At 65.6% G+C, this 23,616-nt stretch carries 24 protein-coding genes, 1 tRNA gene and 1 pseudogene; 18 read left to right on the forward strand and 8 right to left on the reverse strand.

Going from position 1 to position 23,616, the window contains the following annotated elements; all coding sequences use genetic code 11:
- Positions 1–141: 141 nt before the first annotated feature.
- The 3 genes and pseudogenes from ACVWY3_RS32315 (at position 142) to ACVWY3_RS32325 (ending at position 3,384) form a co-directional block, all read left to right on the forward strand.
- The gene (locus ACVWY3_RS32315) at positions 142–555 is read left to right on the forward strand and encodes a PAS domain S-box protein (RefSeq protein WP_456842079.1); all 414 of its coding nucleotides are present in this window, start codon (positions 142–144) and stop codon (positions 553–555) included.
- Positions 556–660: 105 nt separating this feature from the next.
- Positions 661–1,714 (forward strand): annotated as a pseudogene (locus ACVWY3_RS32320) (hypothetical protein).
- 224 nt (positions 1,715–1,938) lie between these two features.
- Positions 1,939–3,384, forward strand: coding sequence for an MATE family efflux transporter (locus ACVWY3_RS32325; RefSeq protein WP_456842080.1), 1,446 nt, complete (start codon positions 1,939–1,941; stop codon positions 3,382–3,384).
- Here ACVWY3_RS32325 and ACVWY3_RS32330 read toward each other — a convergent pair.
- The 4 genes from ACVWY3_RS32330 to ACVWY3_RS32345 form a co-directional block, all read right to left on the reverse strand.
- Positions 3,381–3,869, reverse strand: a complete 489-nt coding sequence (locus ACVWY3_RS32330) for a hypothetical protein (RefSeq protein ID WP_456842081.1) — start codon at positions 3,867–3,869, stop codon at positions 3,381–3,383. The two genes, ACVWY3_RS32325 and ACVWY3_RS32330, sit on opposite strands and share 4 nt — an antisense overlap.
- Before the next feature lie 111 nt (positions 3,870–3,980).
- The gene (locus ACVWY3_RS32335; protein WP_456842082.1) at positions 3,981–4,379 is read right to left on the reverse strand and encodes an SRPBCC family protein; all 399 of its coding nucleotides are present in this window, start codon (positions 4,377–4,379) and stop codon (positions 3,981–3,983) included.
- A 128-nt stretch (positions 4,380–4,507) separates the two neighbouring features.
- The gene (locus ACVWY3_RS32340) at positions 4,508–4,867 is read right to left on the reverse strand and encodes a VOC family protein (protein WP_456842083.1); all 360 of its coding nucleotides are present in this window, start codon (positions 4,865–4,867) and stop codon (positions 4,508–4,510) included.
- 55 nt (positions 4,868–4,922) lie between these two features.
- Positions 4,923–5,762, reverse strand: a complete 840-nt coding sequence (locus tag ACVWY3_RS32345; RefSeq protein WP_456842084.1) for a helix-turn-helix transcriptional regulator — start codon at positions 5,760–5,762, stop codon at positions 4,923–4,925.
- Between the two features lie 348 nt (positions 5,763–6,110).
- Here ACVWY3_RS32345 and ACVWY3_RS32350 point away from each other — a divergent pair.
- The 12 genes from ACVWY3_RS32350 to ACVWY3_RS32405 all read left to right on the forward strand — a co-directional run bounded on the left by ACVWY3_RS32350 (position 6,111) and on the right by ACVWY3_RS32405 (position 16,882).
- Positions 6,111–6,184: transfer RNA gene (locus ACVWY3_RS32350), tRNA-Gly, on the forward strand.
- Positions 6,185–6,531: 347 nt separating this feature from the next.
- Complete coding sequence (locus ACVWY3_RS32355; RefSeq protein WP_342741104.1) at positions 6,532–7,113, forward strand: helix-turn-helix domain-containing protein; 582 nt, start codon at positions 6,532–6,534, stop codon at positions 7,111–7,113.
- Positions 7,113–7,625: an N-acetyltransferase family protein gene (locus ACVWY3_RS32360; protein ID WP_456842085.1), complete on the forward strand. Its 513-nt coding sequence runs from the start codon at positions 7,113–7,115 to the stop codon at positions 7,623–7,625. The genes ACVWY3_RS32355 and ACVWY3_RS32360 overlap by 1 nt, the downstream gene beginning before the upstream one ends.
- Positions 7,626–7,627: 2 nt before the next feature.
- On the forward strand, positions 7,628–8,092 hold the full coding sequence (locus tag ACVWY3_RS32365) for a GNAT family N-acetyltransferase (protein ID WP_456843512.1): 465 nt from the start codon (positions 7,628–7,630) through the stop codon (positions 8,090–8,092).
- 89 nt (positions 8,093–8,181) lie between these two features.
- Entirely contained in the window at positions 8,182–9,225 is a 1,044-nt protein-coding gene (locus ACVWY3_RS32370) for a LacI family DNA-binding transcriptional regulator (protein ID WP_456842086.1), read from the forward strand.
- An 85-nt stretch (positions 9,226–9,310) separates the two neighbouring features.
- Complete coding sequence (gene xylB, locus ACVWY3_RS32375) at positions 9,311–10,765, forward strand: xylulokinase (RefSeq protein WP_456842087.1); 1,455 nt, start codon at positions 9,311–9,313, stop codon at positions 10,763–10,765.
- Positions 10,766–12,088, forward strand: a complete 1,323-nt coding sequence (gene xylA / locus ACVWY3_RS32380; protein ID WP_456842088.1) for a xylose isomerase — start codon at positions 10,766–10,768, stop codon at positions 12,086–12,088. It begins immediately after the preceding gene.
- A 12-nt stretch (positions 12,089–12,100) separates the two neighbouring features.
- Positions 12,101–12,859: an ATP-binding cassette domain-containing protein gene (locus ACVWY3_RS32385; protein ID WP_456842089.1), complete on the forward strand. Its 759-nt coding sequence runs from the start codon at positions 12,101–12,103 to the stop codon at positions 12,857–12,859.
- Entirely contained in the window at positions 12,859–13,929 is a 1,071-nt protein-coding gene (locus ACVWY3_RS32390) for an ABC transporter permease (protein ID WP_456842090.1), read from the forward strand. The genes ACVWY3_RS32385 and ACVWY3_RS32390 overlap by 1 nt, the downstream gene beginning before the upstream one ends.
- Before the next feature lie 94 nt (positions 13,930–14,023).
- Entirely contained in the window at positions 14,024–14,956 is a 933-nt protein-coding gene (locus tag ACVWY3_RS32395; protein ID WP_456842091.1) for a sugar-binding protein, read from the forward strand.
- Positions 14,957–15,058: 102 nt separating this feature from the next.
- Positions 15,059–16,036 carry an aldo/keto reductase gene (locus ACVWY3_RS32400; RefSeq protein WP_456842092.1) on the forward strand — a complete coding sequence of 326 codons (978 nt, stop codon included), beginning with the start codon at positions 15,059–15,061 and terminating at the stop codon, positions 16,034–16,036.
- A gap of 3 nt (positions 16,037–16,039) precedes the next feature.
- On the forward strand, positions 16,040–16,882 hold the full coding sequence (locus ACVWY3_RS32405) for an amidohydrolase family protein (protein ID WP_456842093.1): 843 nt from the start codon (positions 16,040–16,042) through the stop codon (positions 16,880–16,882).
- A gap of 202 nt (positions 16,883–17,084) precedes the next feature.
- On the opposite strand, the gene ACVWY3_RS32410 is transcribed toward ACVWY3_RS32405, so the two are convergent.
- The 4 genes from ACVWY3_RS32410 to ACVWY3_RS32425 all read right to left on the reverse strand — a co-directional run bounded on the left by ACVWY3_RS32410 (position 17,085) and on the right by ACVWY3_RS32425 (position 20,604).
- Entirely contained in the window at positions 17,085–17,450 is a 366-nt protein-coding gene (locus ACVWY3_RS32410) for a nuclear transport factor 2 family protein (RefSeq protein WP_456842094.1), read from the reverse strand.
- Positions 17,451–17,562: 112 nt separating this feature from the next.
- Positions 17,563–17,913 carry a RidA family protein gene (locus ACVWY3_RS32415; RefSeq protein WP_011083946.1) on the reverse strand — a complete coding sequence of 117 codons (351 nt, stop codon included), beginning with the start codon at positions 17,911–17,913 and terminating at the stop codon, positions 17,563–17,565.
- Between the two features lie 114 nt (positions 17,914–18,027).
- The gene (locus ACVWY3_RS32420) at positions 18,028–18,945 is read right to left on the reverse strand and encodes an alpha/beta hydrolase family esterase (RefSeq protein ID WP_456842095.1); all 918 of its coding nucleotides are present in this window, start codon (positions 18,943–18,945) and stop codon (positions 18,028–18,030) included.
- Complete coding sequence (locus ACVWY3_RS32425; RefSeq protein WP_456842096.1) at positions 18,946–20,604, reverse strand: FAD-binding dehydrogenase; 1,659 nt, start codon at positions 20,602–20,604, stop codon at positions 18,946–18,948. It abuts the gene before it with no gap.
- A 264-nt stretch (positions 20,605–20,868) separates the two neighbouring features.
- Between ACVWY3_RS32425 and ACVWY3_RS32430 the strand changes: the two genes are divergently transcribed.
- From ACVWY3_RS32430 to ACVWY3_RS32440, 3 genes are all read left to right on the forward strand, one after another.
- On the forward strand, positions 20,869–21,390 hold the full coding sequence (locus tag ACVWY3_RS32430) for a hypothetical protein (protein WP_456842097.1): 522 nt from the start codon (positions 20,869–20,871) through the stop codon (positions 21,388–21,390).
- A gap of 380 nt (positions 21,391–21,770) precedes the next feature.
- Positions 21,771–22,361: an SCO family protein gene (locus ACVWY3_RS32435; RefSeq protein WP_456842098.1), complete on the forward strand. Its 591-nt coding sequence runs from the start codon at positions 21,771–21,773 to the stop codon at positions 22,359–22,361.
- Positions 22,362–22,539: 178 nt separating this feature from the next.
- On the forward strand, positions 22,540–23,451 hold the full coding sequence (locus ACVWY3_RS32440) for a transporter substrate-binding domain-containing protein (protein WP_456843513.1): 912 nt from the start codon (positions 22,540–22,542) through the stop codon (positions 23,449–23,451).
- The last annotated feature ends 165 nt before the right edge of the window (positions 23,452–23,616 follow it).

Raw genomic sequence — 23,616 nt, forward strand, 5'->3', positions numbered from 1 at the left:
CTCCGGCTTGACCCGGGCCATCTAGTACGCAGCGGCTTGTCCGCTCAGTCACTGCCGCCTCGGAGTATCGGACCGCCCGCCCCTGTGCGCAATTGCGCACTGGGCGGGCGGTGACGCAGAATGCTGGCGGGAAGACATCACATGAGCGATCAATCCCACCTCGACACAAGCATCCTCAACGACGTCGCGGACGCGCTGATCTATTCCGATCGCTCCGGCACGATCATGCGCTGGAATCGCGCTTCGGCCGCGCTGTTCGGCTTCTCCGCCGACGAAGCGCTCGGCCAAAACCTCGACCTCATCATTCCCGAGCATCTGCGCGCCGCGCACTGGAAGGGTTTTGAGGCCGCGCTCGCGAGCGGGACGATGAAGCTTGCGGGCAGGCCGACGCTGACTCGCGCGCTGCACAAGAGCGGGCGCAAGCTCTATATCGAGATGACCTTCGCGCTGGTGCGGGATTCCGGCGGTGCGGTGCAGGGATCGGTGGCAATGGCGCGCGACGTCACCGAACGCGTCGAGCGCGAGCGTGCCGCGAAAGCCGTACAAAATTCGTGATGCGGAATTGACAGGCTGTCGCGCAGAGGGCCTTGCATCCGCGTGAACTTGTCTGTCACCGGAGGCAGTGACACACTCGATCGCAACAACGATCGGGAGCGAAACATGACCGCCGCATCAGATGCCGCGCAGCACGCCCAATGGGAAGCGCTGGCGCGCGGTCGCAGAGCTCTACCACGCCTATTTCACCGGCCTCATCCTCACCGTCGTCACGCGACGCGGCACGGCGGATGCGGCGGAGTTTGTCTTCCGCGTGTTTCGCCGCCAGCAGCAGGAGCGCTTCCTGCCCGGGCTCAAGAAGCTCGGGATCGATCATCTGCCGCCGGCGGTGGGTGCCGCGCAATATCACTACCTCTCCAACTGGATCGGCGGCGTCCATGTCGAATACATGTATGAGAGCGACACAAAGGCCTGGATCCGCTATCCGCCGCCGCGCTGGATCTGGAGGGGCACCGCGATCTGCGGCGTGCCGGGCGAGGTGAGCCGCGCGATGCTGCGCGGCTGGCACGCCAACAACGGCGTCGCGCTCGGCGATCTCCGCCTCGGCTTCGTCTGCACGAAGCAGAGCGTCGACGGCCAAGACGGGCTCGAAGGTTACTATCATCAGTATGACTATCCGCTCGAGCTCGACCAGCGCCTCGTGTTCGCTCGGCATCTGGACGCGCCGCTGTTCGATGCCAGGACCGCGCCGGCCCTGCCTGTCGCGAGCTGGCCAAAGCCGCGGCTTGAAAAAGCCTATCGCAACTACGCGATGGAATATGTGCGCACGGCGGCTCCCGTGATGGTGCAGTTGTTCGGGCCGGAGGATGCCGGCTACCTCCTGCATCTCACGGGCAAGCTGATCGGCATGCAGTATTTCGATGAGGTCGCGGCCGCGCTCTCGATGAGCCGCGGTGACGCGGGCGAATTCGCATCGTTCCTGAATGCGCTGGTCGCTGCGCAGGATGATGCGGCCGAGACGACCCGCTCCGAAGGCAGCTTCGAAATCCGCCAGCAGAGCTGGAAGCTGATGGACGACGTCGCCGACTATCACCCCGCCTGTGCCAAGGTGCTCGAAGGATTGTTCGAGGGCCTCGCCGCGGGATGCGGCCGGCACATCGGCGTGCGGCTGCGCACCGCCGCAGGCGGGCGTCCATCGCTGATCTGGACGATTGGGTAATGCCGCGCTTGCGTTGCCTTCGTGGTTCGATGCGCCCGCAAGGAAACTGAGATTCACAATTCCACGGGCTGAAATGCGCTGCCGCAGGGCACGCCTGCACCTGACGCAGGAGGAATCGGCCATTACCGTGCTAACAACCGCCGCAGCGCCTTCCGCGCGAAGACATCGATTGGCACACCTGTTCATTGCCGCGCCGCGAATGGCGCCTGCGCCCGGGAGAGGACATGTCCGACATCGCCGAAATCCCGGTCGATGAGCAAGAGCGCCCGCTGCCGTCGCCTTCGCCGCCCGTGAAGAGTGCGCTGACCGACGGGCCGATCCTGCGCACGCTGCTCGCACTCGCCTGGCCCAACGTGATCGCACTATCGGCCGGCACCTGTACGGTGATCGCGGAGACCTCCTATATCGGCCGGCTTGGCGTCGAGGCTCTGGCCGCGATGGCGCTCGTGTTTCCGACAGTGATCCTGACCATGACGATGTCCGGCGGCGCCATGGGCGGCGCGGTGGCCTCCGCCATCGCGCGTGCGCTCGGCGCCGGCGACCGCGAGCGCGCCGGCACGCTCGCGGTGCATGCGATGCTGATCGGCATCAGCTTCGGCCTGGTCTTCATGCTGGGCATGCTGATCTTCGGGCCCAGGGTCCTGGAGATGCTCGGCGGCCGCGGCGATGTGCTCACGCATGCGGTCGCCTACACGCAGGTGTTCTTCGGCGGCGCCGTGCTGCCCTGGCTGCTCAACACCATGGCTGGCGTCTTGCGCGGCACCGGCAACATGAAGCTGCCGTCGTTCCTCATCCTCAACTCCGCGGCCTGGCAGATCGTGCTCGGCGGCACGCTCGGTCTCGGGCTGGGCCCGGTGCCGCAACTCGGCATGCGCGGCGTTGCGGCCGGCGCGCTGATCGCCTATTCCATGAATGTCTGCATCATGGGGTGGTACCTGTTCTCCGGCCGCGCGCGGATCGCACCAAAGCTGCGCGGCCTGCGCATCCAATGGGCGATGTTCTTCGACATCCTAAAGGTCGGCGCCATCGCCTGCTTCTCGCCGCTGCAATCGGTGCTGACGATCTCGATCTTCACCCACATGCTGGCGAAGTTCGGCACCGCGATCCTCGCCGGCTACGGCATCGGCGCGCGGCTGGAATTTGTGCTGACCTCGATCGCGTTCTCGTTCGGCATCGCCTGCGTGCCGATGGTCGGCATGGCGATCGGCGCGGGCCGCATCGCGCGGGCCCGGCGCATCGCCTGGATCGCCAGCGCTGCCGCCTTCATGGCCGTCGGTACGCCGGCATGCCTGGTTGCGATCTTCCCCGATCTCTGGGTCAACATCTTCACCGACAGCGCGGCCGTGCGCGCGGCGAGCCATCAATATCTCTCGACGGTCGGGCCGTTCTATGCGTTCTTCGGCCTTGCAACGACGATGTATTTCTCCTCGCAAGGCGCGGCGAAGGTGATCGGCCCGGTACTGGCGCAGACTGCGCGGTTGACCTACATCTCGGCCGCCGGCTGGTGGCTGTCGACGCATGAGGCGACCGCACAGAGTTTCTTCTGGCTGGCCGCAAGCTCGATGGTCGTGCTCGGCCTGCTGTCATGCTCCAGCGTCGTGCTGACGCGCTGGGGTCCGCGCGAGAGCAAGCCCGCGATCAGGCCGGCGCTGTCAGCCGCAGCGGACTAGCGATGCCTGTGGCGGCGATGGCCGCTACCGCCGGCATTGGCGAGCCGCATCAATTGCGGGATCATCGCCATCATGTCGCCGCCGCCGAGCATGCCCATGATATCGCCGCCGCCCATGCCGCCAAAGCCGGCCGGCATGGCGCCGCCGCCCATCGGCGTGTAACCGCCATAATTTGGCGCGCCGAACCCGCCGCCGAGATTGCCGCCGGTAAAGCCTCCAAAACCCCCGCCGCCCATCATGCCGCCGAACCCGCCGCCGTTCTCCATCATGCGGCTCATGATCGGGCCCATGGTCTGCATCAGCATGGCGAAGCGGCGCTTGCCCATCTTTGCCTTCATCATCTCCAGCATCGGCGCCATCTGGGTCATCATGTCCTCGCCGCCGGCACCGCCGCCGAGGAACTGCGCCTTTGCCGGCGCGCTCGAAATCGAAAACAGCAGCAGCACGGCGGCCGCCTGGCAGATCACCTTGTCCGCACCTCTCATGGCCTGCTCCTCGCGTGCGCGGCGCCGCCGGAAGAGCGGAGCCAACCGGACGCACGCGGTCATGGTTACGGCCGGCGCGGGGAAGGCTCTGTGCCGGAAGTCACAGAGCGTTCAGGCGGGGCGCGGAAACGCCTTGTGCATGGCGGCCATCGCCTCTCTGGTCTGGCCCTGCACATAGGGTGCAAGCTCGTTCGGCAACATGTCGATGATCCAGATCAGGCGGCAGCTCTTGTCGCCCTCGGCAATCACCTGCACTGAGGCGCTGTAATGCTTCAGCCGCTCGTTGTCGATCGCATAGACCAGCCGCTGCCGCGCATCGTCGCAATCGACCATCACCTCGCGCGCGACGGAGCCGTTGGCGAAGGTAACGATCCGTGCATCGTCGTCGAGCGTGCAGGCGGTGACGAAGCCCGGCACCAGCCGCTGATGCAGCGCGCCGAAATCGCGCACCGCGTCCCAGACGTCGTTCGCGGAGGCGGGAAGGGGGATGTCGTTGTGGATGGAGGCCATGGAGGATTCCCATTTTTGCCGGAGTCATTCCGGGGCGCGCAAAGCGCGAACCCGGAATCTCGGGAGTCCGGGTCTGGTGCTACGTACCATCCCGGAACGACAGCGTATGTGGCGCGTTTGGTCGGGCCTCACACACAAACCGCCTCGACATTGTTGCCATCAGGGTCGATCAACAACGCCGCATAATATGTCGGGCTGTAATCTTTGCGCGGCCCGGCGCCGCCATTGTCGCGGCCGCCGCTCTTCAGGCCCTCACTGTGGAACGCCTTGACCGCGTCGTGGTCCTTGGCGCGAAACGCGATATGCGCGCCGTCGGCCTTGCGTCCCTTGTTCAGGTGCAGCCATAGCGCGGGCTCCCCCTTCGGCCCGAAGCCGGCATAGCCGTCTCCGCTGGAGCACAGGACATAACCGAGCGGCGCCAGCACCGCGCTGTAGAAGCGCGTGGCGGCGTCGATATCGGCAACGCGCAATCCGATGTGGTCGTACATGGTCGTCTCCATTGCAAAGCGCGCCGCAACTGGCGCGCGCCGGAGACGAAACTAGTCAGTTGAGGGCGAGCTGCTCTTGGAGAATCTTGCGCATCCCCTTCGAAGCCTGCCGGAACTTCGTCGGCGATACGCCGGCGGCGCGATGAAACGTGCGGACGAAGTTGGAGAGATCCCCGAAGCCGACGTCATAGGCGACGTCCGTGACCGTGATGTCCTCGTCCGTGAGCAGCCGCGCCGCATGCCGCAGCCGCGAGCGCACCAGATATTGATGCGGGGTGACGCCGAGCACGGCGGAGAACAGCCGCAGGAAATGGAACGGGCTGAGGCCCGCCTGCTTCGCGGCCTGTTCGAGGTCGACCTCGGTATGCGAATTGTCGTCGATCCACAGCGCGGCCTCAACCGCGCGGCGTCGGTCGCGTGCGGTCGGCGTCGCCGGCTTGCGCGCCTTACCCGAGACGACGTCAACGAAGCGGCCGGCGAGGATCTGGCCGATCTCGTCGAGACCCAAATCACTGTTGCCATCTGCTGCCGTCTGGGCGAGCTCGCCAAGTACCATCAGCTCGGGCAGTGGCGGCGTCGCGCCGACCTGCCAGGTCTCGCGGCGTCCGCCGAGCGCGTCGACCAGGCTCTCGCTGAAGAAGAAGCCGAGGCAGACGTCTCCCGAGACATGCTCATGCGTGCAGGTGTATTCCTCGCCGGGCGCGCCGACCAGGATTGATCCTGCCACCAGCTCGAAGAAGCCGGCGCGGCAATGGCAGCCGAAGCTGCCAGAGCGGACATAGGCGATGGAATGGCCGGTGCGGCATTCCGGAAACGGCTTGTCGTCCGGTCCCGCATCGCAGCGAAACTCGGAGACGGTCATCGAGCGTGTCGTCAGCAGGGTGGTGGCGTCCATGACGCCTATCTAGGCATGATCGGACAGGTGTGTAGCGGTTGTTCGACAAGATCATGCCGAAAAAGACAAAGCTAAGGTGCGATCAGGATCGCGCCTTAGCCGGGCGCTCGCGGCGGGGCAACGGGCAGCAGCGCCCGATCGCTGTGTCGAACATCGCGTAAGCGCGCCCCACCATGCACACGCCCCAATCAATGCACGTCTTCCCCCGACAGATCGATCATAACACCGCCACAATCGCGCGCACCCAAAATCTTGCCAAAACGCTAAGAAGCGTCCGGTCGGACGCGCCAAACCGCTTGGCGGGAGGCGTTGTCTCGGCTAATCAGGACGGGCGCAAGACACGCATAAGCGGGCGTAGTTCAATGGTAGAACGGCAGCTTCCCAAGCTGCATACGAGGGTTCGATTCCCTTCGCCCGCTCCAAAGCTTTCAAAGCTCAGAGACTTGGTGGCGGCCGTATCCTATTCAGCGCTGGCGAATTTGGATGGACCGCAATTGGTCTCGTGGTGATTTTCCGCGTGGGCATCTGTCAAAAGAATTTTGGCGAAATCCAAGCTTTTGAATCAGACCTTCGGCGGCGTCGTGTTTGCCGCGCAGAACGCGCAAGAGCGAGCCAGCGGAAAGTAACTCCGCGCTCGTGAACCGGGCCAGGATTCTAATATATTAGCCTCATGAGCCCGGCATTGGCCGCTTGCTGGCTTAAGCTTCCCCATGCTCCGGCGGACGCGGTCCTTTGCGCCGGCTGATGCTGCCAATGAAGGTCAGGACCAATGGACCAGCAGAAACTCGACCGTGCGATCGGTCGGCGCTTGAAGACGTTGAGGACGCAAGGCGGCATGACGTTGAACGAGTTGGCAGCGCGCTCCGGCGTCAGTCGGGCCATGATCGGGCGGGTGGAGCGGGCGCAGAGCAGTGCGACGGCTTCCCTGCTCAACAAGCTCTGCGCCGCGCTCGACGTCACGCTCAGCGACGTCGTCGCGCTCGCGGAGAAGCCGCCGGAGCGCCTGATGCGCCTCGCCGACCAGCCGCATTGGCGTGATCCCGACAGCGGCTACCGGCGGCGTCATGCCTCGCCGCCGGATGCGGCCAGCGGCATCGAGATCATCGTCGTCGACCTGCCGGCCGGCGCGCGCGTGTCCTACAGCCCCTGGGGCCGCAACGCCTTCACCCAGCAACTCCTGATGCTGGAGGGCGCGGTCTGCGTGCATATCGACGCCAAATCCGTGCGCCTGCGTGATGGCGACTGTCTCGACTTCGACGTGATGCGGGCCGTGACCTTCGAGAACGAAACCAAACAGGATGCACGCTACGTCATCATCACGCGGCGCGGCACCTCTTACGGGAAAATGTGATGCCGCTGATCGTGCGGGACGCCACGCTGGAGGATGCTGCGGACATCCTCGCCATCTACAACTATGCCGCGCTCAACACCACGGCGGTCTGGACCGATGGACCGGCTGACCTGGCTTCGCGGCGCGCGTGGATTTTCGCGCGACAGGAAGCCGGCTATCCCGTGCTGGTCGCGATGAAGGGCAGGGACGTCGTCGGGTTCGCCTCGTTCGGCGATTTCCGCCCGTTTCCTGGCTACCGCCATACCGTGGAGAATTCGGTCTATGTCGGCGAGCGGTACCATCGGCTCGGCGTCGGCCGCAGCCTGATGGCGACGCTGATCGAGCGCGCCACGGCGCTGAACAAGCATGCGATGATTGCGGGCATCGAGGCCGCCAATGCCGCTTCGATTGCCCTGCATGCCTCGCTCGGCTTTGCCGAGGTCGGCCGCATGCCGGAGGTCGGCTGCAAGTTCGGCCGCTGGCTCGATCTCGTCTTCATGCAGAAGCAGCTCGCAAGCGGCGTGAGACCGTAATGATGCAGATCCGCACCGGGGACACCTTCGATCCGCGGGTCATTGCGTTGCTCGATCACCACGTTACGGCGGCGCGGGCGCACACGGCGCCCGGCAGCGCGCATGCGCTCGACCTCTCCGGCCTTCGCGCGAGCGACGTCGCCTTCTGGACCGGCTGGGACGACGACACGCTGGTTGCCACCGGTGCGCTGAAGATGCTCTCGACCGACCATGGCGAGGTGAAGTCGATGCACACGCTCTGGACCGCCCGGCGGCGCGGCTTTGGGGGCCAGATGCTTCGCCACATCATCGCGGAAGCCCGCGCCCGCAGCCTGACGCGGCTCAGCCTCGAGACCGGCTCCTGGGATTATTTCAAGCCCGCGCACGCGCTCTACCGGGCGCACGGTTTTGTGCTTTGCGGGCCGTTCGAGGGCTATGTCGAGGATCCCAACAGCCTGTTCCTGACACTCGACCTGACCGGCGGCTAGCGCCGCATGACGCAACCGCGGCACGAGAATGTCCTCCTGTCCCTCAAAATGAGTTGCGTACCTCAAAACACCTCTGCTAGCCTTCAGCCATGGCTGAAGACTTTCTCACCGCCACCGCGCTGACGCTGAAGGATATCGCCCGGCAGGCGGGCGTGAGCCTCGCGACGGTGGACCGCGTGCTGCACAACCGGCCCGGCGTGCGGCCGGACACGGTCCGACGCGTCAGAGAGGCGATCGAGCGCAATTCCTTTCAGCCGCATGTCGCCGCCGCCGAGCTTGCCCGCGGCCGAGCGCGCCGCTTCGCCTTCGTGATGCCCTCGGGGCCGAACCCGTTCATGCAGCAGATCCAGGCCTATCTCGGCGAGATGTCGGCCTGGCTCTCGGCCCGTCGCCTGAGCGTCGAGATGGTCGCGACCGACGTGTTCGATCCCTCCGTGCTCGCCGCCTCGTTGGAGGCGCTGGCCGGCGATTACGACGGCGTTGCCGTGGTGGCGCTGGATCATCCCGGTGTCCGCGCCGCCATCAACGACCTCGTCGAGGCGGGCACCAAGGTCGTCACCCTGGTTTCGGACGTGCCGTCGTCGCGGCGGCACCACTATGTCGGCATCGACAACATCGCCGCGGGCCGCACCGCCGGCGCGCTGGTCGGGCGGCTGGCCAGCGGGCGGTCCGGCAAGGTCGCGATCGTTGCGGGCTCGCAGGGCCTGCGCGATCACGCCGAGCGCATTTTTGGCTTCAATCAGGTGATGGCCTCGGAATTCCCGGACCTCAACGTGCTGCCGGTGCTGGAAGGGCGCGATGAGGACGATCGTTCGGAGCAGCTGCTGGCGCGGCTGTTGGGCAGGCATGCTGACATTGTCGGCCTTTATAACGTCGGCGCCGGCACACACGGCGTTGCCAAGGCATTGAGCGAGGCCGGCCGCGACAAGGTCGTGTTTGTCGGGCACGACGTCACCGCGCTGACGCGCCGGCTGCTGCTCCAGGGCGTGATGGATGCCGCGATCTCGCAGAACCCGGGACATGAGGCGCGCGCCGCCGTGCGGGTGCTGCTGGCGCTCGCCCGCGGCGAGCCGATCCTGCGCGAGCAGGAGAAGATCAGGATCGACATCGTGATGAGGGACAATCTGCCGTAGCGGCAGGATGGATTTTCAGGAAGGCCCGTTGCGGCGAAGGCGACGCAAGATCGCAGGCCGGTGGCAGGCAAGAAGGGAGGATGGTGTGTATCTCGGACTAGACATCGGCACATCCGGTGTGAAAGCGGTGCTCGTGAACGCAGCCGGCGCGGTCGTCGCGACGGCGGCGCGTGACCTTGCGCTGTCGCACCCGGCGCCGCTCTGGTCCGAGCAGGATCCCGACGCCTGGGTCGATGCCGCGATCGGCGCCGTCGACGACCTCGCGAGCAATCATCCGCGCGAGGTCGCGCAGGTCGCGGGCATCGGGCTATCGGGCCAGATGCATGGCGCGACATTGCTTGGCGAGAACGGACGGCCGCTGCGCCCCGCCATCCTCTGGAACGACGGCCGCTCGCAAGCCGAATGCGCCGCGCTGGAGCGACGCTGCCCGTCGCTGCACATGATCGCCGGCAATCTGGCGATGCCCGGCTTCACCGCGCCAAAGCTGCTCTGGGTCGCGCGGCATGAGCCGAAGTTGTTCGCGCGCATCGCAAAGGTGCTGCTGCCGAAGGCCTATGTGCGCTATCGGCTGACCGGCGAGATGGTCGAGGACATGTCGGACGCGGCCGGCACACTCTGGCTCGACGTCGGCGAGCGCCGCTGGTCGGCCCTGCTGCTGCACGCGACCGGGCTCGATCTTCACCACATGCCCCGCCTCGTCGAAGGCAGTGCGGTCAGTGCAACGCTTGCGTCGGAATACGCGCGTCGCTGGGGCATGGCGAAGGACGTCGTGGTGGCCGGCGGTGCCGGCGACAACGCGGCGAGTGCGATCGGGCTTGGCGCGATTGCGCCCGGCGACGCCTTCCTGTCGATGGGCACATCGGGCGTCGTGTTCCGCGTCACGGATCGATTCGCGCCGGCGCCTGCGTCGGCCGTGCATGCCTTCTGCCACGCACTGCCTGGCCTCTGGCACCAGATGGGCGTGATGCTATCGGCGGCGGCTTCGCTCGCCTGGCTCGCCGCCGTGATGGAGACGCCGGCTGCCGCGCTTCTCGCGCCGCTTGGCGAGCACGTCGACGGGCCGAGCCCGATCAAATTCCTGCCCTATCTGGATGGCGAGCGCACGCCGCACAACGATGCCGCCGCGAGCGGCGCTTTCGTCGGCTTGCGGGCTGCGACCGGGCGCGGCCAGATCGTGCAGGCGGTGCTCGAGGGCGTCGCGTTCGCCGCGCGCGACAATTTGGCGGCGCTGAGCGCGGCGAGCGGGCCGATCACCGAACTCGATCTCGTCGGCGGCGGCTCGCGCTCGCCGCTGTGGGCGCAGATCTGCGCTGACGTGCTCGGCATTCCCGTCCACCGCGTCGAGGAAGGTGAGGTCGGTGCGGCGCTCGGTGCTGCGCGGCTCGGTCGCCTCGCCGCGACCGGTGAAGCTCCGGCCGATGTCTGCATACGTCCACGGCGGCTTGCGAGTTTCGTACCCCGCCCATCCGTGACCGCCGCCTACGACGAGGCCTATCGCCACTGGCGCCCGCTTTATCCCGCACTGAAGGAGACGATTTAAGTGAACGCGCCAGCCAGATTCTTCGACGCCAGCACGCCTGTCGCCTTCGTCGGAAAGGATGCGGCGAGCACGCATGCCTTCCGCTGGTACGACAAGGACCGCATCGTGCGTGGTCGCCGGCTCGAGGATCATTTGCGCTTTGCGGTCTGCTACTGGCATTCGCTGTGCTGGCCCGGCGGCGATCCCTTCGGCGGCGAGACCTTTTTGCGGCCCTGGCACCACGGCACCGATGCGATGGCCATGGCGCGCGCCAAGGCCGATGTCGCCTTCGAGCTGTTCCGCCTGCTGGATGTACCGTTTTTCACCTTCCACGACGTCGATGCGGCGCCGGAAGGCGATTCGCTCAGCAAGTCCGTCGCCAACCTCAACGCCATCGCCGATATGTTCGAACAGAAGATGGCCTCGGCGAAAGTCCGCCTGCTCTGGGGCACGGCAAACCTGTTCACGCATCGCCGCTACATGGCAGGCGCTGCGACCAACCCGGACCCCGACATCTTCACCTATGCAGCGGGTCAGGTCCGCGCCGCACTGGAGGTAACGCACCGGCTCGGCGGCCAGAATTATGTGCTGTGGGGCGGGCGCGAAGGCTACGAGACGCTGCTCAACACCGATCTCAAGCGCGAGCTCGACCAGCTCGGCCGCTTCGTCTCGCTTATCGTCGAGCACAAGCACAAAATAGGTTTCAAGGGCCCGATCCTGATCGAGCCCAAGCCAAAGGAGCCGACCAAGCACCAATACGATTTCGACGTCGCGACCTGCTACGGCTTCCTCGAACGCTACGACCTGCTCAACGACGTCAAGCTCAACATCGAGCAGAACCACGCCATCCTCGCCGGCCACTCCTTCCATCACGAGGTCGCGCTGGCCGAGGCGCTTGGGGTGTTCGGCTCGCTCGATATCAACCGCGGCGACGATCTGCTCGGCTGGGACACCGACCAGTTCGCGATGAACGTCGGCGAGCTGGCACTGGTGTTCCACGAGATCCTGAACCGCGGCGGCTTCACCTCCGGCGGGTTGAATTTCGACGCCAAGATCCGCCGCCAGTCGATCGACCCCGATGATCTCATCCACGCCCATGTCGGCTCGATGGATGCCTGCGCGCGCGCGTTCCTCGCCGCCGCCGACATGCTCGATGCCGGCGTGCTCACGACGCCGATCGCCACGCGCTATGAGGGATGGGCCGGCCCCGAGGGCCGCGCCATTCTCGGCGGCCAGCTTTCGCTCGCCGATCTCGCCGACCGTGCGATGAGGCCCGGCTTCGATCCGCAGCCGCGCTCGGGCCGGCAGGAATATCTGGAATCTCTCGTCAACCGCTACGTCTGAGGAAGGCTGCTGATGACCAAGGCTGACGCGACACCGGTCCTCGAGCTCTCCGGCATCGGCAAGGAGTTCGGCGCGATCCGCGCGCTGCATGACGTCGACATGCAGGTTTTGCCGGGCGAAGTGGTCGGGCTGATGGGCGACAACGGCGCCGGCAAGTCGACGCTGGTCAAGATCATCGCCGGCAATTTCCGCCCCACCCACGGCGAGATGCGCTTCGCCGGCAGTGCGGTGCATTTCAACCGGCCCGTCGATGCCCGCGCCGTCGGCATCGAGGTCGTCTATCAGGATCTCGCGCTCGCCGACAATCTGACCGCCGCCGCCAACGTGTTTCTCGGCCGCGAGCTGAAGCGCAAGTTCGGACCCATCGCCTTGCTCGACCACAAGGCCATGGCGTCGCGCGCACTGGAATTGTTCGGCGAGCTGCGCTCGGAGACGCGGCCGGACGATCTCGTCAAACAGATGTCGGGCGGCCAGCGCCAGGCGGTCGCGATCGCGCGGACGCGGCTCTCCAATGCGCGGCTGGTGATGATGGACGAGCCAACCGCCGCGATCTCGGTGCGCCAGGTCGAGCAGGTGCTCGGCCTGATTCACCGGCTGAAGGAGCAGGGCGTCGCCGTGATGCTGATCTCACACCGCATGCCCGACGTGTTCGCGGTGTGCGACCGCGTCATCGTCATGCGCCGCGGCGAGAAGCGGGCCGACAAGCCGATCCAGGAGACCAGCCCTGAGGAAGTCACCGCCCTCATCACCGGCGCGAAGGAGGCGGCGTGATGGCCATGCCTATGGAATCCCCGATCACGTTCTCCAACGTCGGCAAGATCACGTGGTGGCAGCGCGGCATCTTCGCCTCCCAGACCGGCTACGTCCTGCTCGCGCTCGCGGTGCTGCTGGTGATCATGCATTTCGCCAGCCCGTACTTCTTCACTGAAGGCAACATGCAGAACGTGGCGAAGAATTTTTCCTTCATCGCCATCGCCACCCTCGGCGTGACCTTCGTCATCATCACCGGCGGCATCGATCTGTCGGTGGGATCGATGATGTGCTTTTCCGCCATGATCGCCTCGATGGTGATGACCGAGCTGTCGGCCCCCGGCTCGCCGCTGGTGCACATGGCAGCCGACGGCAAGACCGTGCTGGCCAACGTTCCCGGCCTGATCCTGCTGGTGTCGATCCTCGCCGGCCTCGGCGTTGCGCTGATCGCGGGCCTCGTCAACGGCTTTTGCATCGCCGTGCTCGGCCTGTCACCCTTCGTCACCACGCTCGGCATGCTCTCGATCGTGCGCGGGCTCGGTTATGTCGTCTCCAACGGGCGCGGCAGTTTTCCGGGTGGGCCGGATGCCGATTATTTCTATGCGCTGACCTCGGGCGACGTGCTCGGCGTGCCGGCGCCGTTCATCTATCTCGTGATCCTCGCACTGGCGATGGCGATGGTGCTGCATCACACCTCGTTCGGCCGCCACGTCTTCGCGCTCGGCGGCAACGAGAAGGCGGCGGAGCTGACCGGCATTCCGGTGGTGCGAGTGAAGATCGAGGTCTACGTGATCTGCGCGCTTGCCGCTGGCCTCCAGGGCATCATCATCTCCGGCTGGCTCGGATCGGCGCCCGCCAACATGGCGACCTCCTACGAGCTCAATGTGATCGCGGCGGCCGTGATCGGCGGCGCCAACCTCGCCGGCGGCATCGGCGGTCCGCTCGGGGCCATCGTCGGCTGCGTGCTGCTGGAAGTGATCCGCAACGGTCTGGTATTGGCGCAGGTCAGCTCGTACTGGCAGCAGACGCTGGTGGGCGTGATCATCATCCTGGCCGTGCTGGTCGATCGCATCCGCTCGCGGATGACCTGACGTGACGTCGTTCCGGGAAGGCAACGAGAATGCCGCCTATCCGCTTCCCGAACGAATTCGAGAGGATGGGCATCAAACAAGGGTGGAGGAGACAATGAGGAAACTTCTTCTTGCCGGCATTGCGGTCGCGATGATGGCGACCCCGGCATTCGCCGCGAACTACCGCTTCGTGATCGTGCCCAAGGCGATGAACAATCCGTTCTTCGACTTCGCACGCGACGGCTGCGAGAAACGGGCAAAGGAGCTCGGCAACATCGAGTGCATCTACAAGGGGCCGGTCGAGCATGAGCCGGCGACGCAGGCGCAGATCATCCAGGACTTCATCACCCAGAAGGTCGACGGCCTCGCCATCTCTGTCGCCGACGTCGCGGCAATGACCAAGTCGATCGAGGCGGCGACCGCCGCCGGCATCCCCGTCATCACCTTCGATGCCGATGCCCCCGGCTCCAAGCGCATCGCCTATATCGGCACCAACAACAAGGAATTCGGCGTCGCGCTCGGCAAGGAATTGCTTAAGCTTCGGCCCGATGGCGGCAAATACGCGATGGTCTCGGGCGGGCCCGGTGCCAAGAATCTCGCCGAGCGTGTCGACGGCGTGCGCGAGGCGCTGAAGGGGTCGAAATGGACCGAGGTCGCGGGCTCGCCGACGTTCTGCAACGATGATCCGGCACTGGCGGTGCAGCAGATGACGGACATGCGCACCGCAACGCCTGACCTCGCCGCGATCGTTCCGATTGGTGGCTGGCCGATGTTCGCCCCCGAGGGCTTCAAGGCCTTCGCCTCCAGGAACAAAAAGGATATCGACAGCGGCAAGTTCACGCTGGTCGTTGCCGACACGCTGAAGATGCAGCTCGAGCTGCTGCGCGACGGCTATGCCAACGCGCTGGTCGGCCAGCGTCCGTTCGAGATGGGCGAGAAGGCGATGGACACGCTGCTGGCCATCAAGAAGGGCGAGAAGGTGCCGGAAATCGTTTACACCGGCCTCGACCTCGTTACCAAGGACAACGTCGCGCAGATGCTGAAGTAGGAGCGTCGCCAGCCCCGTGCTCCTGCGTGCCTCCCCCGCTTGCGATTTCCGCAGGCGGGGGAGATGATCTTTGCACTGCCGGAAGAAAACTGGAAGATTGAAATGAAACGGTCGCGGCTCGGTTCGCTCGACGTCACGTCACTCGGTCTCGGTTCCGCCCCGCTCGGCGGATTGTTCAGCCCCGTCAGCGATGCCGATGCAGAGGCGACGATCGCACGCGCCTGGTCGGCCGGCATCCGCTTCTACGACACCGCGCCGCTCTACGGTTTTGGCCTCGCCGAGCGGCGGCTCGGCGCGTTCCTGCGGCAACAGCCGCGCGACTCCTACGTCATCTCGACCAAGGTCGGCCGCCTGCTGCGTGCCCCTGAAGGCGGCGCCGCCGAGGACGAGCACTACAAGGGCACGCCGCGCGAGCGGCCGGTGTTCGACTTCAGCTACGATGGCGTGATGCGCTCGGTGGAGGAGAGTCTTGCTCGCCTCGGGCTCGACCGAGTGGACGTCCTGCTCGTGCACGATCCCGACGACCACTATGACGACGCCGTCACCGGTGCCTTCGGCGCGCTCCAGCGCCTGCGCGAGGACGGCACGGTCAAGGCGATCGGCGCCGGCATGAACCAGTCGGAAATGCTGGTCCGCTTTGCCGAAGCCGTGCCGGTCGACTGCTTCCTGCTCGCCGGCCGCTACACGCTACTCGACCAGGGCGCACTGGATGCGCTGTTTCCGGTCTGCCGGGCGAAGAACGTCGGCATCCTGCTCGGCGGCATCTACAACAGCGGCATTTTGGCCAATCCGCACACGGGTGCGAAGTTCAACTATCATGATGCCGATGCGTCGCTGGTCGCGCGGGCGCTCGAACTCGACGAACTCTGCCGCAAGCACGGCACCGAGCTGAAGGCCGCCGCGCTCCAGTTCTGCGTGGCCCATCCGGCCATCACGGTCGCCGTGATGGGGGCACGCAATGCGTCCGAGGTTTCCGACAATATCGCGATGTCAGAGCGGGCGGTGCCGCAAGCCTTCTGGCAGGAGCTGCGCGCGCGAAACCTCGTCGACGCACGTGCGCCGCTGCCTGGTGGAGCGTGAGCCATGATCATCGACGCGCACCAGCATCTCTGGGATCCCGCCCGCGCCGACTATCCCTGGATGGATGGGCCCGAGCTTGCGCCGATCCGCCGCGCCTTCGGCCCGGCCGATCTCGCGCCGTTATTGACGGCAAACGGCATCGACGCGAGCATCGTGGTGCAGTGCCGCTCCGCGCTGGAGGAGACGGAGGAGTTCTTGCGCATTGCGCATGCGACGCCTTCTGTGATCGGCGTCGTCGGCTGGGCCGATTTGACCGATGGCAATCTCGTCGAAACGCTAGATCGGCTCCGCGCCCTGCCCGGCGGGGACAAGCTCATCGGCATCCGCCACCAGGTCCATGACGAGGTCGATCCGGATTGGCTGTTGCGCGAAGACGTCCAGCGCGGCCTGACCGCAATCTTCGCGAGCGATCTCACCTACGATTTCCTGGTCCGCACCCGCGAATTGCCGGCCGCGATCGCAACCGCGCAGGCCTTCCCCGAAGCGCGCTTCGTGCTCGACCACGCCGCCAAGCCGCCGATCGCCGATGGCGGCAGCGACGAATGGGCCGATCGCATCAAGGCGCTGGCTGCCTGCGGCAATGTCTGGTGCAAGATCTCGGGCTTCGCGACCGAAGCGGCCTGGGACGATTGGGATGCGGAGCGGCTGTTCCCGTTCGTCGCGCACGCCGCAACATGTTTCGGCGAGGACCGTTTGATCTTCGGCTCCGACTGGCCGGTGTGCCTGCTTGCGGGCAGCTATCGCGAGATCAAGGGCGCGCTGGAGGCGTGCCTGGCGAAGCTTGGGCCGAATGTGCGGGAGAAGGCGTTTGGGCTGAATGCGAGGGCGGCGTATCGGTTAGCTTGATTTGCAGTCGATGCGCTTCTTCCTTCCTTCTCCCCTTGCGGGAGTAGGTGGCGCGAAGCGCCGGATGAGGGGTTCTCTCTCCGCGAACTCACCTCTCAAGACTCGCGCGCGGAGAGATACCCCTCACCCCAGTCAGCCAGTGTCTGCGAGCGGTGATGCCCTCTCCCACAAGGGGAGAGGGCGTAGTAACGCGCAGTGTCCCTCACGCCCCCGCGGGCACCTGGTCCAGAAATCCGGTCACGCTCCTGATCCGGCCGTCCTTCAGCACAGCGAAATCCGTCCCCTTGATCGGGCTGTCGACGCCGTCAGGACCAAGCCCCCACGAGAACCGCAGATGGTCGCCGTAGCCGTTGGGCTCGCCGATCAGCTTGAATTTGAAGTCGGGAAAGCGCTGCTGCACGCCTGATATCAGCGCGTCGATGCCATCAGGACCGTCGCCCTTCATCAGCGGATCGACATAGCTCGCATCCGCCGTCCAGGTCTCGCTCAGCAGCTCGCGACGGCGGCTCGTCGCGCGCTCGTTCCAGAGATCGATATAGCAGTGGGCGATGGCGGTGTGGTCGGTCATGTAGCTCTCCTTCGATGACGCCGTGTCCGGCTGACCGTCACTATCGAAGGTTTGCGCGCGCCGATCGATTACCTCGGAGGTCATCGGCGCGCGCGAATTCGCAACGCGAAAATTACTTCGCCGCAGTCACCATGATCTCGACGGTGTATTGCGGCGCGGCCAGCTTGGCTTCGACCGTGGCGCGGGCCGGGGTGTTGCCGGGCGAGACCCAGGCATCCCACACCGCGTTCATCTCGCCAAACGTCTTCATGTCGGTGATGTAGATCGTGGCCGAGAGCAGTTTCGACTTGTCGGTGCCGGCCTTGGCGAGATGGCCGTCGATGGTGGCCAGGATGTCCTGGGTCTGCTTTGTCACGCTTTCACCGGCGGCCTTGCTGGCGACGACGCCGGCGAGATAAACGGTGTTGCCGTGCACGACGACCTGGCTCATGCGCGGGCCGGTTTCGAAACGCTGAATGCTCATTGGAATCTCCTGGTGGGAATGGCGGCCCTGTCTAGCGCAGCCCCCTGCAGCGTGCCACTCCAGGCACGCATGCGTTGCCCGGCACGCATGCGTTGCCGGACACGCACGCGCCGCTCATGGAAACTGACTGAAAAAAGTCCAGATCGTCTCGGCGCCATCGATATCGCCGTTCTGCGGTCCGAGCAGGCCGGTTGCGACCCTCGGGAAGCGCGCATCCGCAGCGAAGCCAGGCATGCGATGGCCGCCGCCCTTGACGCGATAGAGCACGACATCGTGTCCCCTGGGACAGCGTGAGGCGATCCGGGTCACAGTGGAATGGTCCGCGCCCGCCCTGTCGGGCAAGTCCGTTACTTCGCCATCATCGATCTCGCAGCCATTGAGCTTGCGCCAGAAGGCAAGCGTCTCCTCGGTCGACCAGAACCCGTCTGCGGCAAAATAGCTCGATCCACGTCCGCCCTCGTACGGCACCAGCGGGTCGGCCGTCCCGTTCATGATCAGCATCGGCAGCGGCCGCGACGGATGGCAGGTGACCGCGGCTTCATCGGTGAGATTCATGACCACGCTCGCGGCCGCCGCAAACAGATCGGCGCGGGCGCAAACGAGCGTCATCGCCATGGCGCCGCCATTGGAGATGCCGGTGACGTAGACGCGTTTCGGATCAGCCGTGCCGTTTGCCACTAGCTTCTCGACCAGCTTTGCGATGAAGGCGACGTCGTCGGTGCTGGGCGGCGGACCACGAAGCGCGGGTCCCGCCTTGGTCCTCGCATCGGCCCAGGCATGGTTGAGGCCATCAGGAAACGCCACGGCAAAGCCTTCACGTTTCGCGACCTGCGGCCACGCCGTCCGAGAAATCATGTCGGCGCCGCGCTGGGTCTTGCCGTGCAGCACGATCACGAGCGGCACGGCGCGTATGGCCGGCAGTTGCACGGTGTAGGACCGCATCACGCCGTTGACGTCGATGGTGTCGGCGAACGCAGCCGGGCCGGCGGCGAGACTCGCAACAAGCGCGCCGATCTGGATCCACCGCCGCATCTACCCCACCGCCTTCGCCGCCGCGCGGCCGGCATTGCGGCCGGAGAACAGGCAGCCGCCGAGGAACGTGCCCTCCAGCGAACGATAGCCGTGCACGCCGCCGCCACCGAAACCGGCGGCTTCGCCGACCGCGTAAAGACCGGGAATGACGCTGCCCTCCTGGCCGAACACGCGGGAGTCGAGATCGGTCTCGAAGCCGCCCAGCGTCTTGCGGGTCAGGATGTTGAGCTTGACCGCGATCAGCGGTCCCTGCGCGGGGTCGAGGATGCGGTGCGGAGAGGCGGTGCGGATCAGCTTGTCGCCGATATAGCGCCGCGCATTGTGGATGTTCATCACCTGCGCATCCTTGACGTAAGGATTGGCGATCTCGCGGTCGCGCGCCTCGATCTGCATCTTGATGTGCTCGAGCTTGAGGAGATCGCTGCCCGCGAGCTTGTTCATGGCGGCGACGAGATCATCCAGCTTGTCCCGCACGATGAAGTCGACACCATGGTTCTTGAATGCTTCCACCGGTGCCGGCGCGCCCTTGTTGGTGGCGCGGCGCAAGGTCATGCGCCAGCTCTTGCCGGTGAGGTCAGGGTTCTGCTCTGAGCCCGACAGCGCGAATTCCTTCTTGATGATGCTCTGGGTCAGGATGAACCAGGAATAATCATAGCCGGTCGACATGATGTATTTGAGCTGGCCGAGCGTGTCGGAGCCCGGGAAGAGCGGCGCCGGCAATCGCGTGCCTGTTGCGTCGAACCACATCGAGGAGGGGCCGGGCAGGATGCGGATGCCGTGGCGCGGCCAGATCGGTGACCAGTTCTGGATGCCTTCGACATAGTGCCACATGCGGTCACGGTTGATCAGCCGCGCCCCTGATTTCTCGGTGATGCCGATCATGCGGCCGTCGACGTGCTCGGGCACGCCGGAGATCATGAATTTTGGCGGCTCGCCCAGCCGCTGCGGCCAGTTCTGCCGTACCAGCTCATGATTGCCGCCGATGCCGCCGGAAGCCACGATCACCGCCTGCGCCTTCAGCGCGAACTCGCCGACCACGTTGCGCGAGGAGCTCTTGCCGCGCTCGATATTGTCAGGCGCGAGCACGACACCGCTGACGCCATCTACGGTGCCGTTGCTGATGGAGAGCGCATCGACGCGATGGCGGAACTTGAAGCTGAGCCGGCCGCTCTTCGCCGCCTCGCGCGCGCGGCGCTCGAACGGTTCGACGATGCCGGGCCCGGTTCCCCAGGTGACGTGGAAGCGCGGCACCGAATTGCCGTGGCTCATCGCGTCATAGCCGCCGCGTTCGGCCCAGCCGACGACTGGGAAGATTCGATGGCCCATCGCGCGCAGCCAGGCGCGCTTCTCTCCGGCCGCGAAAGCCACATAGGCCTCGGCCCATTGGCGCGGCCAGTAGTCCTCGTCGCGGTCGAAGCCGGCGGTGCCGATCCAGTCCTGCATCGCAAGCTCGAAGGAATCCTTGATGCCGAGCCGGCGTTGCTCCGGCGAATCGACCAGGAACAGTCCGCCGAACGACCAGAACGCCTGGCCGCCGAGCGATTGCTCGCCTTCCTGGTCGACGACAATCACGCGCTTGCCTGCATCAGCGATCTCGGTCGCGGCCACGAGTCCCGACAGTCCCGCGCCGACCACGATGATGTCTGTTTTCTCAGCCATGCTTTCCCCCTCCAAGAGTTCCCCCCTGTAGTTGCCCGGATTGAAGCCAGCGGTCGTAACTGAGATCAAGGGCGTGGCGCGTAAGACCTCGTTAACTTGTTCCACTTTGGGATAGAGACCGGCCAGGTGCAGCGCGGACGCAACACTGGATTTGAATTTGTTTTGATCAAGCCGGCCTGCCTAGACAAAACCTTGGTTACGACGGACGCTAGCACTGCATCACCACCTGACACGCAGATTCGAATTCGACCGGGGCGGGGGACAATGAAGTTTCTGACGGGGTTGCTTGCGGCGGTTCTCTTGATCGCGGGCATGGGGGCTTCTCACGCGGTGGTCCGGATCGCGGATGACCGCGGCGGCCGGATTGGAACCTACGTCGACAAATACCAGGACCTCAGGCAATCGGGCGAGACCGTCATCATCGACGGCCTCTGCGCCTCGGCCTGCACCATCGTCCTCGGCGCCATCCCGCATAACCGCATCTGCGTCACCTCGAGTGCGACGCTCGGCTTCCACGCCGCCTGGGATTTCGGCGCCAATGGCCGCGCCGTCACCAATCCCGAAGCGACCCAGATGCTCTATGCGATGTATCCGTCGCAGGTGAAGCGCTGGATCGCGCAGCGCGGCGGCCTGACCCCGCACATGCTGTTCCTGAGGGGCAAGCAGCTCCAGGCCATGTACAAGCCCTGCTACATGGACGCCCAGGCTTTGGCGATCAAGCCGGCACGCCGGTCCCTCCCGCAACCGGAGCAGGTCGAGACCGCCCGGGGCCAACTTCTTCACTGACACCACAGGCACGACGGGTCGTTTGGCTCGCCGGCGGCGTCTTACCTGCTTGGTGGCGTCTTACCTGCTTGGCGGCGCCCTGCCTGCTTGGCCGCGCCTTGCCCGCAGGCGGGCTAAAGCCTATTTGAAGGCCTGGAAACCGGGGGCCTTCGCCCCCCATCGTTGTCATGGCTCAACCGCTGCACCCCGCGCATCCTGTATCGGACAATTCGCCCACTGCCGGGCGGACGCCGTCCGTGCTGCTGTTCGCAGGCGCGGGCGGGCTGGTCGTGCTCGGCGGGCTGGCGCTCTGGTTCCACTATGGCAGCCAGGTGTTCTTCGAAATGATCAGGACTGGCTTTGCCGCCTGCTTCTGATCCGCGACAGGAAGTTTTCCGCTCATGAGCTCCGCCGCCCGTCCGCTGGTGATCGCGACCGCCTTCGCCGCAAGCCTCGTCCTCGGGCTGCTGATCATGTTCTGGGCCATGGGCGGAGTCAGCAAGGTGGCCCAGCCGGCCGCGATCGGCGGCCCATTCCAGCTCACCGACCAGAACGGCAAGGCCGTCACCGACAAGAGCCTAAAGGGCAAGCCGACCCTGATCTTCTTCGGCTACACTCATTGCCCCGACGTCTGCCCGACCTCGCTGTTCGAGATCTCGGAAGTGCTGCGTGCGATGGGCAAGGATGCCGACAAGGTCAACGCCGTTTTCATCTCGGTCGATCCCGAGCGCGATACGCCGGCGACGATGAAGGACTATCTGTCGAGCTTCGATCCACACCTCGAGGGTCTGTCCGGCGATCCCGCCGAGACCGCCAAGGTGATCACCTCGTACCGCGTCTACGCCAAGAAGGTCCCGACCAAGGACGGTGACTACACCATGGATCACACAGCGCTGGTCTACCTGATGGACCGCGACGGCCGCTTCGTCTCGCCGTTCAATCTGAAACGGACCCCGGAAGAGGCCGCGGCCGATTTGAAGCGGTATCTTTGATTCAGCCGTCATGGCCGGGCTCGACCCGGCCATTCACGCCTTCGCGCGCTCGCCAGGGAGCGTGGTGCCCGGGACAAGGCCCGGGCAGACGACCAAGTGGCCACAATCGGCGCTCGCGTTCTCGGCGGGATGGTCTATAAGGCCCCCGATCTCAATGAAATTCATTACTTTCCCGCCGATGGCCCCGTCGCGACAGGCAAAACCGTCCAAAATCGTGCGCCGCGCCCTGCTCGGACTGGCCGCCGCCGTCAGCCTGCTCGCGGGCTTGCCCGGCGCGAACGCCCAGGCCCCGGCCAAGCAGCCTCCGGCGGCGCCCCAGGCCGCGCCGCAGGCGGTTCCCGGCTTCTGGGACCCGCGGCGCCGGCCGGAGCGGCCGGACCTGTCGCGCCTGACCGTGATCCGCTTTCTGACCGAGACCGACTATCCCCCCTTCAACTACACCGGTGCCGACGGCAACCCGGCCGGCTTCAACGTCGACCTTGCACGCAGCCTGTGCGAGGAGATCAAGGTCACCTGCACGGTGCAGATGCGCCGCTTCGAGACGCTGGTCGACGCGCTCTCCTCCAACCGGGGCGATGCCATTATCGCCTCGATGGCGGTGAGCCCGCAGCTGCGCGCCCGCGTCGATTTCACCGATCCCTATTACCGCGTGCCGGCGCGCTTCGTCTCGCGCAAGGACGCGGTGATGCCGGAGATCCGCCCGGAATATCTCGAGGGCAAGAAGGTCGGCGTCATCGCCGGCTCGGCGCATGAAGCCTATCTGAAGGCGATGTTCACAGACGCCGAGCTGCACGGCTATCCCAATGACGAGAGCTTACGCGCCGCACTTCGCAAGGGCGAGGTCGACTTCATCTTCGGCGATGCCATCTCGCTGGCGTTCTGGATCAACGGCACCGATTCCGGCGATTGCTGCGCCTTCTCCGGCGGCCCCTTCGTCGAGAGCCGCTTCTTCGGCGAGGGCATCGGCATTGCTGTGCGCAAGGGCAACGACGTGCTGCGCCAAGCCTTGAACTGGGCCCTGTTCCGCGTCTGGGAAAAAGGCCGCTACACCGATCTTTGGCTGCGCTATTTCTCGGTGAGCCCGTTCTAGTCAACCAACGCCGTCATTCCGGGGCGCGCAAAGCGCGAACCCGGAATCTCGAGATTGTTGACTTGTCATTCCGGGATGGTCCGAAGGACCAGACCCGGAAGCTCGAGATTCCGGGTTCGATGCTGACGCATTGCCCCGGAATGACGATCAAGACCATTTTTGCAT

This window comes from Bradyrhizobium sp. USDA 4486, from assembly GCF_054057995.1.

Excerpts from the sequence above, each read along its gene's own strand:
- ACVWY3_RS32315 (WP_456842079.1), top strand. The coding sequence starts at position 142 with ATGAGCGATCAATCCCACCTCGACACAAGCATCCTCAACGACGTCGCG.
- ACVWY3_RS32325 (WP_456842080.1), top strand. The coding sequence starts at position 1,939 with ATGTCCGACATCGCCGAAATCCCGGTCGATGAGCAAGAGCGCCCGCTG.
- ACVWY3_RS32330 (WP_456842081.1), bottom strand. The coding sequence starts at position 3,869 with ATGAGAGGTGCGGACAAGGTGATCTGCCAGGCGGCCGCCGTGCTGCTG.
- ACVWY3_RS32335 (WP_456842082.1), bottom strand. The coding sequence starts at position 4,379 with ATGGCCTCCATCCACAACGACATCCCCCTTCCCGCCTCCGCGAACGAC.
- ACVWY3_RS32340 (WP_456842083.1), bottom strand. The coding sequence starts at position 4,867 with ATGTACGACCACATCGGATTGCGCGTTGCCGATATCGACGCCGCCACG.
- ACVWY3_RS32345 (WP_456842084.1), bottom strand. The coding sequence starts at position 5,762 with ATGGACGCCACCACCCTGCTGACGACACGCTCGATGACCGTCTCCGAG.
- ACVWY3_RS32355 (WP_342741104.1), top strand. The coding sequence starts at position 6,532 with ATGGACCAGCAGAAACTCGACCGTGCGATCGGTCGGCGCTTGAAGACG.
- ACVWY3_RS32360 (WP_456842085.1), top strand. The coding sequence starts at position 7,113 with ATGCCGCTGATCGTGCGGGACGCCACGCTGGAGGATGCTGCGGACATC.
- ACVWY3_RS32365 (WP_456843512.1), top strand. The coding sequence starts at position 7,628 with ATGCAGATCCGCACCGGGGACACCTTCGATCCGCGGGTCATTGCGTTG.
- ACVWY3_RS32370 (WP_456842086.1), top strand. The coding sequence starts at position 8,182 with ATGGCTGAAGACTTTCTCACCGCCACCGCGCTGACGCTGAAGGATATC.
- ACVWY3_RS32385 (WP_456842089.1), top strand. The coding sequence starts at position 12,101 with ATGACCAAGGCTGACGCGACACCGGTCCTCGAGCTCTCCGGCATCGGC.
- ACVWY3_RS32390 (WP_456842090.1), top strand. The coding sequence starts at position 12,859 with ATGGCCATGCCTATGGAATCCCCGATCACGTTCTCCAACGTCGGCAAG.
- ACVWY3_RS32395 (WP_456842091.1), top strand. The coding sequence starts at position 14,024 with ATGAGGAAACTTCTTCTTGCCGGCATTGCGGTCGCGATGATGGCGACC.
- ACVWY3_RS32400 (WP_456842092.1), top strand. The coding sequence starts at position 15,059 with ATGAAACGGTCGCGGCTCGGTTCGCTCGACGTCACGTCACTCGGTCTC.
- ACVWY3_RS32405 (WP_456842093.1), top strand. The coding sequence starts at position 16,040 with ATGATCATCGACGCGCACCAGCATCTCTGGGATCCCGCCCGCGCCGAC.
- ACVWY3_RS32410 (WP_456842094.1), bottom strand. The coding sequence starts at position 17,450 with ATGACCGACCACACCGCCATCGCCCACTGCTATATCGATCTCTGGAAC.
- ACVWY3_RS32415 (WP_011083946.1), bottom strand. The coding sequence starts at position 17,913 with ATGAGCATTCAGCGTTTCGAAACCGGCCCGCGCATGAGCCAGGTCGTC.
- ACVWY3_RS32420 (WP_456842095.1), bottom strand. The coding sequence starts at position 18,945 with ATGCGGCGGTGGATCCAGATCGGCGCGCTTGTTGCGAGTCTCGCCGCC.
- ACVWY3_RS32425 (WP_456842096.1), bottom strand. The coding sequence starts at position 20,604 with ATGGCTGAGAAAACAGACATCATCGTGGTCGGCGCGGGACTGTCGGGA.
- ACVWY3_RS32430 (WP_456842097.1), top strand. The coding sequence starts at position 20,869 with ATGAAGTTTCTGACGGGGTTGCTTGCGGCGGTTCTCTTGATCGCGGGC.
- ACVWY3_RS32435 (WP_456842098.1), top strand. The coding sequence starts at position 21,771 with ATGAGCTCCGCCGCCCGTCCGCTGGTGATCGCGACCGCCTTCGCCGCA.
- ACVWY3_RS32440 (WP_456843513.1), top strand. The coding sequence starts at position 22,540 with ATGGCCCCGTCGCGACAGGCAAAACCGTCCAAAATCGTGCGCCGCGCC.